The following is a 13,244-nucleotide window of genomic DNA, read 5'->3' on the forward strand; positions in this document are numbered from 1 at the left end:
CTCTCCGGTGTGACGCCGGTTACGTACGACGCTCCGTAACTTCCTTCCTGACCGGGCCCGATGGACGGGCCGGGGGTGGGGGGAGTGGTCATGAGGAGGCGTTTCACGGGGCGCTGGTGGCGTGGCGGCCTGGCCGCGCTGCTCACCGGCGCGGTCGTCGTTCCCCTCTCCGGTGCCGCGCGGCCCGGAATCCCTGCCCCGGCCCCCGCCGTCCTGGCCCCGCTGTCGGCGGCGACGCTGGAGGCGGCGTACACCGCCAACCGGGCGGGCGCCGCAGAGGCGTCCCGGACGGCCGCCGCCCACGGTTTCCGTCACCGGGCGGCGGCCGACCGCGCGCTGGCCGCCCCGGACCGGCGGCTCCTCGCCTTCGACGGCCGGGGCGCCGGACTGGCCACCGAGGTGTTCGGCGACCTGGCCCACGCCGAGCGGATCGCCGTCCTGGTGCCGGGCTCCGACACCGGCCTCGACACCTACGACCGCTTCCGCGCCACCGCCGTCGCCCTGTATCAGCGGCTCACTGACGGCCGTACGGCGGTGGTGGCCTGGCTCGGCTACGAGACACCCGGCACCGTCAGCGCGACGGTCGCCACCACCGGCCGCGCCGAGGAGGCCGCCCCCGCGCTGCGCGCCCTCGTCACCGCCCTGCACACCATCAGCGGGCCCGGCGCGGACGTCTCCCTCCTGTGCCACTCCTACGGCACCGTCGTCTGCGCCCGCGCCGCCCCCGGCCTGGACGTCACCGACATCGCCCTGATCGGCAGCCCCGGCACCGGCGCCGGCAGCGCCGCCGGGCTGCGCACCCGGGCCCGGATCTGGGCGGCGCGCGGCGCCGGCGACTGGGTGGCGCACGTGCCGCACGTCAGCGCGGACCTGTTCGGCACGACCGTCGGCCTCGGCACCGACCCGGTCTCCCCGGCCTTCGGCGCCCGGGTCTTCGCGGCCGGCCCGGGCGGCCACAGCGACTACTTCGACCCCGGCTCCCGCTCCCTCACCAACCTGGCCCGGATCGTACGGGGCGAGACCGCGGCGGTGTCCCGTGACTGACCTGACCGTACGCACCGGCCTTCGCGCGCGCCTCGACGCCGCCACCCCCGCCGGCCGGGACCGGGCCGTGGACGCCCTGCGGGCCGCCGCGATCCTCGGTGTCGTGCTCGGCCACTGGCTGGTGACTGCCCTGGTCACCGACGGCACCGCGCTGCGCGCCGCGAGCCCGCTGGGGGAGCTGCCGTGGCTGGCCCCGGTCTCCTGGGTCTTCCAGACCCTCGCCGTGTTCTTCCTGGTCGGCGGCCATGTCGCCACCCGCTCCTACGCGAGCGCCCGCGCCCGCGGCACCTCCTACCGGCGCTGGCTGGGCGCCCGGCTGGCCCGGCTGCTGCGGCCGGTGCCGGCCGTCCTCACCCTGTGGACGGTGGTGACGGCGCTGCTGCTGCTGACCGGCGCGGAGTTCACCACCGTCCACACCCTGGTGAAACTGGCGCTGTCCCCGCTGTGGTTCCTGCTGGTCTTCGCCGTCCTGACGGCGCTGACCCCGTTGGTGGCCCGGCTGCACCCGCTCTGGCCGCTGGTCGTCGTCCTGCACGTGGACCTGCTGCGCTTCGGCCTCGGGGCCCCCGACCGGCTCGGCTGGCTCAACCTGGCGGCGGGCTGGCTGGTCCCGTACACTCTCGGCGCCGCCTGGACCCGCGGCGAACTGGAGCGCCGCCGCGCCGGGGCGCTCCTCCTCGCCGGCGGTACGGCGGCCACGGCCGCGCTGGTCGCCTTCGGCGGCTACCCGGCGTCGATGGTCGGCGTGCCCGGCGCGGCGGTGTCGAACCTCTACCCGCCGACGCTGGCCGCCGTCACCTTCGGCCTCGCCCAGTGCGGCCTGGCGCTGCTGCTGCGCGAGCCGCTGCGCCGGGCGATGCGGCGGCCGGCCGCCTGGGCGGCGGTGGCACTGGCCAACCTGTCCGCGATGACGCTCTTCCTGTGGCACCAGACGGCCCTGATGGCGACCACGGCCGCCGCTCTGCCGGCCGGCCGCCTGCCCGGCCTGCACACCCGCCCCGACGGCCTGGACTGGGTGGCGGCCCGGCTGGCCTGGCTGCCGGTGTTCACGCTGGTGCTGGCGGTGTGCTGGGCGGTGTTCCGGACCTGGGAACTGCCGGGCCCGTCCCGGACGGCCGGTTCTAAGGTGGACGCGTGACTTACGGGGGGAACCGGGTCCGGCACTGGGCGGCGGTGCTGCGCGACGACCTGTGGACCGTACGGGCGGACCCGCTGCCGCCGTCCACCTGGCTGCGGTGGCTGCCGCACGGGATCGTGTGGCTGGCCGCGTTCGGGGTGCTGGCCGGCGGGCTGCCGCAGCTCCAGGAAGCGGCCGGGCTGACCTTCGGGTACGCCTTCGCGGTCGTCCTCGGCCAGAGCGGCGCGATGGTCCTCGCCCTGTGGCGGCCGGTCCTGGCGTGCTGGCTGTCGCTGGTGGCGACCGTGCTGGGGGCGGTGGCCGTGCACCACCTGCTGGTGGGCACCGCTTCGGCGCAGGGGTTCAGCTGGCCCTGGACCGTGGCCGGGGCGGCCGCCCATCTGTTCGTCCTGCTGCTGCTCGCCCTGCGGGTGCCGGGCCGGGTCGCCGCCGAGGCGCTCGCCCTCACCGCGCTGGTCACCTACGTCCTCCAGGGCCTGTGGGGCGCCCAGGACTACCAGTCCACCGGCGTCCTCGCCCTCACCCTCTGCGCGGTCGCCGTGGTGCTCGGCACCGCCCTGCGCGGGCGCCGCGAGGCCCGTACCGCACTCGCCGAGCAGACCACCCTCACCGCCGAGGAACGCGCCCGCCGCACCGTCCTGGAGGAGCGCAGCCGGATCGCGCGCGAGCTGCACGACGTCGTCGCCCACCACATGTCCGTCATCTCCATCCAGGCGCAGGTCGCCCCGCACCTCGTCGAGAACCCGCCGGACGAGCTGGTGGAGAACCTCGCGGGCATACGGGAGAACGCGCTGGAGGCGCTCACCGAACTCCGCCGCGTCCTGGGCGTCCTGCGCTCCGAGCAGCCGGCCGGAGCGGAGTCGGCGCACGCCCCGCAGCCCACCCTCGACCGGCTGGACGCCCTGGTGGAGAACACCCGGGCCGCCGGCCTCACCGTCACCACCGAGCAGACCGGCGAACGCCGCCCGCTGCCGCCCGGCGTGGAACTGTCGGCGTACCGGATCGTGCAGGAGGCGCTGAGCAACGTACTGCGCCACGCGCCCGGCGCCCACGCCCGCGTCCACCTCGACCACCTCCCGCACGGCCTGCGCGTGGAGGTCGTCAACTCCCGCCCGGCGCACCCACCCGCGTCACCCTCCCCCGGCGCCGGGCACGGCCTGCTCGGCATGCGGGAGCGGGCGGCGATGCTCGGCGGCACCCTGACCGCGCACCGGCTGCCGGACGGCGGCTACGGGGTGACCGCCTTCCTGCCCGCCCACTCCACCACCACCCTCGAGGACGAGGCATGACCACCCCACCCATCCGCGTACTGATCGCCGACGACCAGCAGATGGTCCGCCAGGGCTTCACCGTGCTGCTCAACACCCAGCCCGACATCGAGGTGGTCGGCCAGGCGGTGGACGGCCTGGACGCGGTGGCCAGGGTCGCCGAACTCGCCCCGGACGTCGTCCTGATGGACATCCGCATGCCGGAACTGGGCGGCATCGAGGCCACCCGCCGCATCACGGCGGCGGACCCCGGCATCCGCGTCCTGGTGCTGACCACCTTCGACCTCGACGAGTACGTCTACGAGGCCCTGCACGCGGGCGCCTCCGGCTTCATGCTCAAGGACGCCTCCGCCGACCAACTGGCCGAGGCGGTCCGGGTGGTCGCCGCCGGGGACGCGCTGCTCGCCCCGAACATCACCCGGCGGCTGATCACCGAGTTCTCCCGGCTGCGCGAGCGGCCGCGCACCCCGCTGAAGGAGCGGGTCGGCGCCCTGACCGAGCGGGAGACGGAGGTGCTGGCGCTGATCGCGCAGGGCCTGTCCAACGCGGAGATCGCCGGCCGTCTGGTCGTCGCCGAGCAGACGGTGAAGACGCATGTGGGCCGCATCCTGGTGAAGCTGGGCCTGCGCGACCGCACCCAGGCGGCGGTGTTCGCGTACGAGACCGGACTGGTGCGGCCCTCGGGGTACTGACCCGGGTAGTACTTGAGGGGGACGGGCGAGGACCGTCCTCGCAGCGGACGACGGGAGGCCGGCCGTCCCCCTACGGTTCGGTGTGTGACCGAGACGCCCCAGACGACCCAGATACCGTCCGCGCCGGCGGGCAGCCCGGAGGTCCGGCTCGCCGCGAACGCGCTGCGCGGGCTGCGGCAGGATCTGATCCACGACGCCTTCGCCTACCGTCCGCTGCCCCGGACGGCCGCCGACGGCCCGCTCGCCCGCCGGCTGCCGGGGCGGCTGCGGGAGTACGCGGGGTGGACCCCGCACGCCGTGGTGGCGGCGGCCGGACTGCTGGCGATGGCGATCGCGTTCGGCGCGACGACCGGCGGCGGAGTCCTGGAACTGCTCTACGCCGGGCTCGCCCTGGTCCCCGTCCTGCTCACCCTGGCGCGGCCCGTGGGCGCGTTCTGGATCTCGCTGGCGGCGGCACCGGTCACCGTGCTGTTCGCCGAGGAGTGGGACGAGTGGCCCTGGTCGCCCGGCAGTTTCGCCTGCCACCTGACCGTGCTGACGGTGGTGGCGCTGCGCACCCGGCCCCGGACGGCGGCCTGGATGTGGCTGCTCACCGCCGGCTACAGCGTCGGCGCCGACACCCTGCTCGGCGCGAACTACTACAACTCCAACAGCGGCCCGCTGCTGGTCGTCACCGCACTGGTGCTGCTGGTGGTCGCCGTACGGCACGTACGCCGCGAGGCCGCGCAGGAGGTGACCGCGCAGCGGACGGTAACGGCCCACGAACGTTCCCGCCGCACCCTGCTGGAGGAGCGCACCACCATCGCCCGCGAGCTGCACGACGTGGTCGCCCACCACATGTCGGTGGTCGCCATCCAGGCGGAGGCGGCGCCGTACCGGGTGGAGAACCCGCCGCCGGAGCTGGAGCGGGCCTTCGCCACGATCCGCGAGAACGCGGTGGCGGCCCTCACGGAACTCCGCCGCGTCCTCGGTGTCGTCCGCGCCGAGGACTACGAGGCGCCCGACGCCCCGCAGCCCACCCTCGCCGACCTGGACGCGCTGCTGGCCAATGTGCGGGACGCGGGCCTGACGGTGGAGAAGGCGGTGACGGGCGCGGTGCGCGAACTGCCGCCGGGCGTCGAACTGTCGGCGTACCGGATCGTCCAGGAGGCGCTGAGCAACACGCTGCGGCACGCGCCGGGCGCTTCGGCCCGCGTCGAGGTCTCCTACGTCCTCGGCGGCCTGGGCCTGCGCGTGGTCAACACCCCGATCCCCGAACTGTCCCTGCTCAAACCGTCGCCGGGCGCCGGGCACGGGGTGACCGGTATGCGGGAACGGGTGCAGATGCTGAACGGCGAGATGACGGCCGGCCCGACCGGCGAGGGCGGCTACGAGGTGACGGTGTTCCTGCCGGTGCCCCTGGCGACCGAGGGCGAGTCATGACCATCCGGGTACTGATCGCCGACGACCAGATGATGGTGCGGGAGGGTTTCTCGGTCCTGCTGAACGCGATGCCGGACATCGAGGTGGCCGGCGAGGCGGTGAACGGCCGCGAGGCGGTCACGAAGGTGGCCGAACTCTCCCCCGACGTCGTCCTGATGGACATCCGCATGCCGGAGCTGAACGGTATCGAGGCGACGCGGGAGATCGTGGCGTCCGGTACGGCGTCGAAGGTCCTGGTGCTGACCACCTTCGACCTGGACGAGTACGTGTACCAGGCGCTGCGCGCGGGCGCCTCGGGCTTCCTCCTGAAAGACGCCTCGGCCCGCCAACTAGCCGATGGGGTACGGGTGGTGGCGTCCGGCGAGGCGCTCCTCGCCCCCTCCGTCACCCGCCGTCTGATCACCGAGTTCGCCAAACTCTCCGCGGCCCCGCGCGTGATGCCGGCCGCCCACGCGGCGTACGGCGACCTGACCGAACGGGAGACGGAGGTACTGGTCCTGATCGCGCAGGGCCTGTCGAACGCGGAGATCGCCGCGCGGCTGGTGGTGGCGGAGTCGACCATCAAGACCCATGTCAGCCGCGTCCTGGTGAAACTGGGCCTGCGCGACCGCACCCAGGCGGCGGTCTTCGCCTACGAGGCCCGGCTGGTGACGCCGGGGTGACGTGAGCATTCGGTGGGGGAGTGTCACTGGTGCGCTCGGGTGAGCGGGTTGATGACGTTCGGGGGTGGGGTGCTCAGGGCTTCGGGTTACTGGGCGAGCTCGCACCATACGTATTTTCCTCGATTGCCGAACCGGGAGAGCGGCTGCCAGCCCCAGAGGTCGGAGCACGCCTGCACGAGGGCGAGCCCTCTGCCGCCCTCTTTGTCGATCCCGGTCACGTCCGTCGCGGTGGGCGGCGGTTCGGGATCGGCATCCCACGCCCCGATCCGCAACACCCCACCCGCCCACCGCACCCGCAGCGCAGCGGGCCCCTTGGTGTGCAACACGGCGTTGGTGACCAGCTCAGTGGCCAGCAACTCCGCGACATCGACGAGCCCGATCAGCCCATGGACAGTCAGGATCAGCCGGAGCGTGCGCCGACTGACGGTGACGGCGCGATGGTCGTTGGGGATGTGGAGGGAGTACTCCCACGGCTCGGTTTCGGGCATGGCTGAGCTCCGTTCGGTCAGTCCGGTGGGTGGGAGGGGGCGGTGTCATTGCCGCAGCCGTCATGGCAGGACGGGGCGGTGCGCTTCCGGTACCCCGGCGTTCCGCAGCGTGTGCGGCGCGTCACTGACGGTACGTACTAGTTTTAGGAATGCGCAAGTGGGTCGCGTACTCTGAACCTGAACGGGTCACGTCCGCAGGAGGACTTCATGCCGCCGAGACGGCAAATGACGGCACGACAGATTCGCTTGGGTGCCGAGCTACGGAAACTGCGGGAGGCCGCAGGGTACAAGGCCCGCGAGGCCGCGCAGTTGTTGGGTGCCGACTCGGTTCAGATGAGTCAGATCGAGGGCGGAGTCGTCGGCGTGAGCGAGACGCGCGTGCGGCGGCTCGCTGCCCTTTACTCATGCACGGACCACGCGCTGATCGATGCCCTCGTGAAAATAGCGACCGACCGTACGCGGGGGTGGTGGGACGAGTACCGAGGAGTTCTTCCCCAGGTGAACCTGGACTTGGCCGAGGCGGAACACCATGCGACGTTCCTGCGTGAAGTGGTGATCACGCACGTACCCGGTCTGCTCCAGACACCGGACTACGCGCACGCGGTCTTCAGGTACATGCGTCCGGAACTGCCGGAGAGCGAGCGGGCTGCCCGCGTGGAGCACCGAATGAAGAGACGTGTGGTCATCGAGGGTGATGACCGGACCGAGTACGAAACGGTCATTCATGAGTTCGCCCTGCGCATCCGCGTCGCTGACCGGCGGACGGCCGTGTCACAGCTGCGACTCATCTTGGAGGAGATCGAGAGGGGGAACGTCGCAGTGCGGGTCATCCCGGTCGAACGCGATGGTTTCGGCGGTGCCGATGCGTCGATGATCTACACGGGTGGCCCGGTCCCGAAGCTCGACACCGGGATCCTCGATTCTCCGACGGGAACCTTGTTCATCGATGCGGACGCCCAGTTGAATCGGCTTCGAACGCTGTTCCGTACGGTGAAAGAATCATCATTGGACCCCTCGGAGTCCCGTGACTTCATTCACCGACTGACGAAGGACCTCTGATGACCTGGCGCAAGTCCACGTACTCCGGCGGCGGCGAGGGCAACAGCTGCGTCGAGATCGCAGTGCTGTCCACACGTATAGCCATCCGTGACTCCAAGACCCCGGCCCGAGCCACTCTCACCTTCCCTGCCCGCTCGTTCAGCGCCTTCATCGAGTCTGTCAAGCCGGGAAGAAACTTTGACGAACTGGCGTAAGTCCACGTACTCCGATGGCGGCGACGGCGACATGTGCGTCGAGATCGCAGAGTCCCCCACCCGCATGTCCGTCCGCGACTCCAAGGTCCCGGCCCGCGCCATCCTCTCTTTCCCTGCTACTGCCTTCACCGCCTTCATCGAGTTCGTGAAGCGAGAGAAGGAGCTTTGATGAACTGGCGTAAGTCCACGTACTCCGGGGGCGGCGAGGGCAACACCTGCGTCGAGATCGCCGCACTCCCCTCCCGGATAGCCATCCGTGACTCCAAGGCCCCGGCCCGAGCCACCCTCTCCTTCCCCGCCACTGCCTTCACCGCCTTCGTCGAGTCCGTGAAGCGTGGGGAGGGCGACCGGTAAATCGGTGGAGATGTCAGCCCGGGGGATCTATATTCGCCGGGTTCGAGATCCGTACGTCCCAGAAGAGGTGTGTTCGATGACGGTTCGCCGGCTGTCCCCCGTAACCGCTCTGACCTCATCGAACCCAAGGGACCCGCACCGTGGATCTGCCACGTATCTTCACTGTCCGCGAAAGTAGCCACCGCATCCACAACCCGTTCAGCCCCGGCAAGCTCGCCACCCTCGGCGAGGCGCTGCGACTGGCGCCCGGCACCCGGGTGCTGGACCTCGCCAGTGGGTCGGGCGAGATGCTGTGCACCTGGTCCCGGGACCACCGGGTCACCGGGACCGGCGTCGACATCAGCACGGTGTCCACCGAGCAGGCCCGCGCCCGCGCCGTCGAACTCGGCGTCGCCGACCGGGTCCGCTTCGCGCACGGCGACGCCGCCGGGTATGTCGCGGACGAGCCGGTCGATCTCGTCGCCTGCCTCGGGGCCTCCTGGATCGGCGACGGCCTGGCCGGCACCGTCGAGTTGCTGGGCCGCAGTCTCCGCGACGGCGGCCTGATGCTGGTCGGTGAGCCGTACTGGCGCCGGGAGGTGCCGGACGAGGAGGCGGCCAGGGCCTGCCACGCCCACCGCAAGGACGACTTCCTGCCGCTGCCGGAGCTGGTCGAGCGGTTCGGTGGCCTCGGGTACGACGTCGTGGAGATGGTGCTGGCCGACCAGGACAGCTGGGACCGGTACCGGGCGGCACAGTGGCTCAACCTGCGCCGCTGGCTGGACCAGAACCCCGGGGACGAACTGGCCGCCGAGGTACGGGAGGAACTCAGCACCGAGCCGGTCCGCTACACGCGGTACCAGCGGGAGTACCTCGGCTGGGGAGTCTTCGCCCTGATGCGTCGCTGATCAGGCCGCCGGGGCCAACAGGTCCGCCGGGATGCCGCCGAGGTCGGGGGCGTAGAAGTTCCTGATCTCGGCCTCCCAGGCGGCCACGCCGACGCGGTCGGCGCCGTCCGGGCCGAGCGCCTCGAAGAGCGCCTCGATGTTCGGCAGGTCGAAGCCGACGCCCCGCAGCATGCCGGTGAACACCGGCCGGCTGACGGTGCCGCTGCCGTCCAGGTCACCGAGCCGGGCGAAGCCGGCCGCGAACTCGGCGACCGCCTCGTCGAAGCGCTCCGGGGACAGGACGCACGCCTGGAACTCGTCGTAGCTGATCCGGCCGTCGCCGTCGGCGTCGAGTTCACCGACCAGGGCGTTCCAGTAGCGCGTGAAGCCGGCCCGCATGGCCTGCTGCTGGGCCTCGCCGGCGCCGGGCGCGGCCGCGGCGACCCGGTTGCTCATCAGGTCGAAGTCGGCGGACTCCAGCACCCCGTTGCCGTCGGCGTCGAACAGGGTGAACACGAGCCTCACACGGTTGACCGCTTCGTCACGCATGGATGCACAGCCTTTCGTCAGGATGGGACCAGGCCACTGTGGGGGTCGCGGGAACCGGTTGTCCCGGGGACGACCGGCGGGTCAGCGGAAAGGGTGAAAACAGTGCCGCCCCGGCATGGAACCGGCGCGCACGGCGCACTGGGCACGCCGGCAACGCCCCGTTCGGTCCCCGCGCGCCCTACCGGCGGTCACGGCCCCCCTCAATGATGAGCGGACCGCGAGAAATCCCAGGAGGTCACCGTGTTGCTGCTCATATCCCCGGACGGCGTCGAGGAGGCCCTCGACTGCGCGAAGGCGGCGGAGCATCTCGACATCGTGGACGTCAAGAAACCCGACGAGGGCTCGCTCGGCGCGAACTTCCCGTGGGTGATCCGGGAGATCCGCGACGCGGTCCCGGCGGACAAGCCGGTGTCCGCGACCGTGGGGGACGTGCCGTACAAGCCCGGCACGGTGGCCCAGGCGGCGCTCGGCGCGGTGGTGTCCGGCGCCACCTACATCAAGGTCGGGCTGTACGGCTGCACCACCCCCGACCAGGCCATTGACGTGATGCGCGGAGTCGTGCGGGCGGTGAAGGACCACCGGCCGGACGCCCTCGTCGTCGCCTCGGGATACGCCGACGCGCACCGGATCGGCTGCGTCAACCCGCTCGCCCTGCCCGACATCGCCCACCGCTCCGGCTGCGACGCGGCCATGCTGGACACCGCGGTCAAGGACGGGACCGGGCTGTTCGACCACGTACAGCCGGACGGCTGCGCGGAGTTCGTGCGGCGGGCCCACGACGCCGGCCTGCTCGCCGCCCTCGCCGGCAGCGTGAAGGTGGCCGACCTCGGCGCGCTGACCCGGATCGGCACGGACATCGTGGGAGTGCGGGGCGCGGTCTGCGACGGCGGTGACCGCAACGCCGGGCGGATCCGGCCGCACCTGGTGGCCGCGTTCCGCGCGGAGATGGACCGGCACGCCGGGGAGCGGGCGGCGGCCGCGGTCACCCCGGCATGACCGCGGGGCGGCCCCAAAACCGCAGCTTCGCCGTCGTCGACCCGGCCACCGGCGAGACCTTCGACGAGGCCCCCGACCAGCACCCCGACGACCTGGACGCCGTCGTCGCGCGGGCGCACGCGGCCTGGCGCGGCTGGCGGGCCGACCACGGCGCTCGGAGCGCCGCACTGCGTGCCGCCGCCGACGCGGTGGCGGCGGCCGGCGCGGAACTCGCCCCGCTGCTCACCCGGGAACAGGGCAAACCGCTGGCCGAGTCGTACCAGGAGGTCGCCCGTACGGCGGCCCGGCTGCGCTACTTCGCCGAACTGGCCCCGCGGCCGCGGACCATCACGGACGGCAGACCCGTGCACAGCGAGATCCGCTGGCGGCCGCTCGGGCCGGTCGCCGCGATCGTGCCGTGGAACTTCCCGCTCCAGCTCGCGTCCGCGAAGTTCGCGCCCGCCCTCGCGGCCGGCAACACGATGGTGCTCAAGCCGTCCCCGTACACACCGCTGGCCACCCGGCTGCTGGTGTCCGTCCTCGCCGGCGCCCTGCCCGAGGACGTCCTGACCGTCGTCACCGGCCGCGAACCGCTCGGCGCCCGGCTCGCCTCCCACCCGGGCATCCGGCACGTGACCTTCACCGGTTCCGGCCCCACCGGACGGGCCGTCGCGCGCGGCGCGGCGGACTCGCTGGCCCGCGTCACCCTGGAGCTGGGCGGCAACGACGCGGCCGTCCTGCTGGCGGACGTGGCGGTGGAGCGGATCGCGGACCGGTTGTTCTGGGCCGCGTTCCGCAACTGCGGGCAGGTCTGCATGGCCGTCAAACGCGTCTACGCACCGGCCGGGCGGTACGCCGAGGTGGTCGAGGCCCTCGCGGAGCGGGCGAAGCGCGTCGTGGTCGGGGCCGGCCTCGATCCGGGGACCGAACTGGGGCCGGTCAGCAACGCCGCCCAGCTGGCCCGGGTCGAGAGCCGTACGGCGCGGGCGCTGGCGGACGGCGCCCGTGCGGTGGCCGGCGGGCACCGGCTGGACCGGCCGGGTTACTTCTTCGCGCCGACCGTCCTCGCGGACGTACCCGCGCACAGCGCGGTGGTGACGCAGGAGCAGTTCGGACCGGTGCTGCCGGTACTGCCGTACACGGATCTCGACGCGGCCGTCGACGCGGCCAACGGCACCGGGTTCGGGCTGGGCGGCTCGGTGTGGGGGACCGACCTGGACCGGGCCGAGGAGGTCGCCGGGCGGCTGGAGTGCGGCACGGCGTGGATCAACCACCACGCCGAGCTGTCCCTCGCCCAGCCCTTCGCCGGCGTCAAGGAGAGCGGCGTCGGGGTGGCGGGCGGGCCGTGGGGGCTGTACGGCAACCTCCGGCCGTTCGTCGTGCACCGTCCCCGGCCGGAGGCGTGAGAGCGTGGCGATGCGGTTCGGCGCGGCGGTACTGCGCGCGTACGACGCCGAGTTCGGCGTCGAGGAGGTGCTGCTGCACTCGGGGCCGGCCGCCGACGAGGTGCTGGTCGAGATCGCCGGCTGCGGGATGTGCCGGACCGATCTCGCGGTCCGGCGTTCGGCGGGCCGCTCCCCGCTGCCGGCGGTGCTCGGGCACGAGGGCGCCGGGGTGGTGGTGGAGACCGGCGGGCCGGGCACCGGCCTGGGCGCCGGCGACCACGTGGTGCTGAGCTTCGACTCCTGCGGCCGCTGCCGCAGCTGTCTGAACGCCGCCCCCGCCTACTGCGACACCTTCGCCCCGCTCAATCTCTTCGGCGGGCGCGCGGAGCACGCCGCCCGGTTCACCGACGCGGCGGGTGGCGCGCTGGCGCCCCGGTGGTTCGGCCAGTCCTCGTTCGCCCGGTACGCGGTGGTGCCGGCCCGCAACGCCGTACGGGTCGACCCGGCGCTGCCGCTCGAACTGCTCGGGCCGCTCGGCTGCGGGTTCCTCACCGGCGCCGGCGCGGTCCTGCACTCCTTCGCTGCCGGACCCGGTGACACCCTCGTGGTGCTCGGCGCGGGCGCGGTCGGACTGGCGGCGGTGATGGCGGCGACCGCCGCGGGCGTGCTGAGCGTGGCCGTCGACCGGCACCCGGAACGGCTCGCCCTGGCCGAACGGTTCGGCGCGACCCCGCTGCCCGCCGCCGCGCCCGACCTGCCCGGCCGCATCCGGCGGCTGACCGACGGCGGCGCGTGCTACGCGCTGGACACCACCGCCGCCGCCCGGCTGATCAACGACGCGCTGCACGCGCTGCGCCCGACCGGCCACCTCGGTCTGGTGGCCCGGCTGGGCACCGCGCTGCCGCTGGAGCCGGGGGCGCTGGACCGGGGCCGGCGGATCTCCCACATCTGCGAGGGGGACGCGGTGCCGGGGCTGCTGATCCCGCGGCTGACCGGACTGTGGCGGGCCGGGCTGTTCCCGTTCGACGAGCTGATCCGGACGTATCCGCTGGCCGCCGTCAACGAGGCCGAACGCGACTGCGAAGCGGGCCGCGTGGTCAAACCCGTACTGATTCCGGACCCGTACTGATACCGGACCCGTACTGATA

At 72.9% G+C, this 13,244-nt stretch carries 16 protein-coding genes; 14 read left to right on the plus strand and 2 right to left on the minus strand.

Translation table 11 applies throughout. The annotated features are described in order from the left end of the window. The first annotated feature begins 90 nt into the window (after nt 1-90). The 6 genes from ACTT8P_RS01785 (at nt 91) to ACTT8P_RS01810 (ending at nt 6,226) form a co-directional block, all read left to right on the plus strand. Nucleotides 91-1,044: an alpha/beta hydrolase gene (locus tag ACTT8P_RS01785; protein ID WP_442829693.1), complete on the plus strand. Its 954-nt coding sequence runs from the start codon at nt 91-93 to the stop codon at nt 1,042-1,044. Continuing rightward, nucleotides 1,037-2,182: an acyltransferase family protein gene (locus ACTT8P_RS01790; protein WP_442829694.1), complete on the plus strand. Its 1,146-nt coding sequence runs from the start codon at nt 1,037-1,039 to the stop codon at nt 2,180-2,182. Before ACTT8P_RS01785 ends, ACTT8P_RS01790 begins: the two co-directional genes overlap by 8 nt. Beyond that, nucleotides 2,179-3,471 (plus strand): sensor histidine kinase, encoded by a 1,293-nt coding sequence (locus tag ACTT8P_RS01795; RefSeq protein ID WP_442829695.1) that lies wholly within the window; start codon nt 2,179-2,181, stop codon nt 3,469-3,471. The genes ACTT8P_RS01790 and ACTT8P_RS01795 overlap by 4 nt, the downstream gene beginning before the upstream one ends. Next, nucleotides 3,468-4,142 carry a response regulator gene (locus ACTT8P_RS01800; protein ID WP_442829696.1) on the plus strand — a complete coding sequence of 225 codons (675 nt, stop codon included), beginning with the start codon at nt 3,468-3,470 and terminating at the stop codon, nt 4,140-4,142. Before ACTT8P_RS01795 ends, ACTT8P_RS01800 begins: the two co-directional genes overlap by 4 nt. Before the next feature lie 84 nt (nt 4,143-4,226). Then, nucleotides 4,227-5,564: a sensor histidine kinase gene (locus ACTT8P_RS01805; RefSeq protein ID WP_442829697.1), complete on the plus strand. Its 1,338-nt coding sequence runs from the start codon at nt 4,227-4,229 to the stop codon at nt 5,562-5,564. Continuing rightward, nucleotides 5,561-6,226 carry a response regulator gene (locus ACTT8P_RS01810; protein WP_442829698.1) on the plus strand — a complete coding sequence of 222 codons (666 nt, stop codon included), beginning with the start codon at nt 5,561-5,563 and terminating at the stop codon, nt 6,224-6,226. Before ACTT8P_RS01805 ends, ACTT8P_RS01810 begins: the two co-directional genes overlap by 4 nt. Nucleotides 6,227-6,312: 86 nt before the next feature. On the opposite strand, the gene ACTT8P_RS01815 is transcribed toward ACTT8P_RS01810, so the two are convergent. After that, entirely contained in the window at nt 6,313-6,714 is a 402-nt protein-coding gene (locus ACTT8P_RS01815) for an ATP-binding protein (RefSeq protein WP_442829699.1), read from the minus strand. A gap of 207 nt (nt 6,715-6,921) precedes the next feature. On the opposite strand from ACTT8P_RS01815, the gene ACTT8P_RS01820 reads away from it, so the two are divergent. The 5 genes from ACTT8P_RS01820 to ACTT8P_RS01840 all read left to right on the plus strand — a co-directional run bounded on the left by ACTT8P_RS01820 (nt 6,922) and on the right by ACTT8P_RS01840 (nt 9,208). After that, the gene (locus tag ACTT8P_RS01820; RefSeq protein ID WP_442829700.1) at nt 6,922-7,773 is read left to right on the plus strand and encodes a helix-turn-helix domain-containing protein; all 852 of its coding nucleotides are present in this window, start codon (nt 6,922-6,924) and stop codon (nt 7,771-7,773) included. Beyond that, nucleotides 7,773-7,967 (plus strand): DUF397 domain-containing protein, encoded by a 195-nt coding sequence (locus ACTT8P_RS01825; protein ID WP_442829701.1) that lies wholly within the window; start codon nt 7,773-7,775, stop codon nt 7,965-7,967. The genes ACTT8P_RS01820 and ACTT8P_RS01825 overlap by 1 nt, the downstream gene beginning before the upstream one ends. 31 nt (nt 7,968-7,998) lie before the next feature. Further along, on the plus strand, nt 7,999-8,136 hold the full coding sequence (locus ACTT8P_RS01830; protein ID WP_442829770.1) for a DUF397 domain-containing protein: 138 nt from the start codon (nt 7,999-8,001) through the stop codon (nt 8,134-8,136). Next, nucleotides 8,136-8,321, plus strand: a complete 186-nt coding sequence (locus ACTT8P_RS01835; protein WP_442829702.1) for a DUF397 domain-containing protein — start codon at nt 8,136-8,138, stop codon at nt 8,319-8,321. Before ACTT8P_RS01830 ends, ACTT8P_RS01835 begins: the two co-directional genes overlap by 1 nt. A gap of 140 nt (nt 8,322-8,461) precedes the next feature. Further along, the gene (locus ACTT8P_RS01840) at nt 8,462-9,208 is read left to right on the plus strand and encodes an SAM-dependent methyltransferase (RefSeq protein WP_442829703.1); all 747 of its coding nucleotides are present in this window, start codon (nt 8,462-8,464) and stop codon (nt 9,206-9,208) included. Here ACTT8P_RS01840 and ACTT8P_RS01845 read toward each other — a convergent pair whose 3' ends face one another. Further along, complete coding sequence (locus tag ACTT8P_RS01845) at nt 9,209-9,736, minus strand: EF-hand domain-containing protein (protein WP_442829704.1); 528 nt, start codon at nt 9,734-9,736, stop codon at nt 9,209-9,211. It lies immediately after the preceding gene. A gap of 240 nt (nt 9,737-9,976) precedes the next feature. On the opposite strand from ACTT8P_RS01845, the gene ACTT8P_RS01850 reads away from it, so the two are divergent. From ACTT8P_RS01850 to ACTT8P_RS01860, 3 genes are read left to right on the plus strand one after another with little or no spacing between them, the layout of a single operon-like run. Continuing rightward, the gene (locus ACTT8P_RS01850) at nt 9,977-10,732 is read left to right on the plus strand and encodes a (5-formylfuran-3-yl)methyl phosphate synthase (protein ID WP_442829705.1); all 756 of its coding nucleotides are present in this window, start codon (nt 9,977-9,979) and stop codon (nt 10,730-10,732) included. After that, on the plus strand, nt 10,729-12,117 hold the full coding sequence (locus tag ACTT8P_RS01855; RefSeq protein WP_442829706.1) for an aldehyde dehydrogenase family protein: 1,389 nt from the start codon (nt 10,729-10,731) through the stop codon (nt 12,115-12,117). The genes ACTT8P_RS01850 and ACTT8P_RS01855 overlap by 4 nt, the downstream gene beginning before the upstream one ends. A gap of 10 nt (nt 12,118-12,127) precedes the next feature. Then, entirely contained in the window at nt 12,128-13,225 is a 1,098-nt protein-coding gene (locus ACTT8P_RS01860) for an NAD(P)-dependent alcohol dehydrogenase (RefSeq protein WP_442829771.1), read from the plus strand. Nucleotides 13,226-13,244 lie beyond the last annotated feature (19 nt).

This window comes from Streptomyces sp. JW3 (assembly GCF_052216785.1).
GTDB lineage: Bacteria > Actinomycetota > Actinomycetes > Streptomycetales > Streptomycetaceae > Streptomyces.

What these genes read in the sequence shown, in the direction of transcription:
- ACTT8P_RS01785 (WP_442829693.1), top strand. Translation starts at nt 91, where the DNA reads ATGAGGAGGCGTTTCACGGGGCGCTGGTGGCGTGGCGGCCTGGCCGCG.
- ACTT8P_RS01800 (WP_442829696.1), top strand. Translation starts at nt 3,468, where the DNA reads ATGACCACCCCACCCATCCGCGTACTGATCGCCGACGACCAGCAGATG.
- ACTT8P_RS01810 (WP_442829698.1), top strand. Translation starts at nt 5,561, where the DNA reads ATGACCATCCGGGTACTGATCGCCGACGACCAGATGATGGTGCGGGAG.
- ACTT8P_RS01815 (WP_442829699.1), bottom strand. Translation starts at nt 6,714, where the DNA reads ATGCCCGAAACCGAGCCGTGGGAGTACTCCCTCCACATCCCCAACGAC.
- ACTT8P_RS01820 (WP_442829700.1), top strand. Translation starts at nt 6,922, where the DNA reads ATGCCGCCGAGACGGCAAATGACGGCACGACAGATTCGCTTGGGTGCC.
- ACTT8P_RS01825 (WP_442829701.1), top strand. Translation starts at nt 7,773, where the DNA reads ATGACCTGGCGCAAGTCCACGTACTCCGGCGGCGGCGAGGGCAACAGC.
- ACTT8P_RS01830 (WP_442829770.1), top strand. Translation starts at nt 7,999, where the DNA reads ATGTGCGTCGAGATCGCAGAGTCCCCCACCCGCATGTCCGTCCGCGAC.
- ACTT8P_RS01835 (WP_442829702.1), top strand. Translation starts at nt 8,136, where the DNA reads ATGAACTGGCGTAAGTCCACGTACTCCGGGGGCGGCGAGGGCAACACC.
- ACTT8P_RS01845 (WP_442829704.1), bottom strand. Translation starts at nt 9,736, where the DNA reads ATGCGTGACGAAGCGGTCAACCGTGTGAGGCTCGTGTTCACCCTGTTC.
- ACTT8P_RS01855 (WP_442829706.1), top strand. Translation starts at nt 10,729, where the DNA reads ATGACCGCGGGGCGGCCCCAAAACCGCAGCTTCGCCGTCGTCGACCCG.
- ACTT8P_RS01860 (WP_442829771.1), top strand. Translation starts at nt 12,128, where the DNA reads ATGCGGTTCGGCGCGGCGGTACTGCGCGCGTACGACGCCGAGTTCGGC.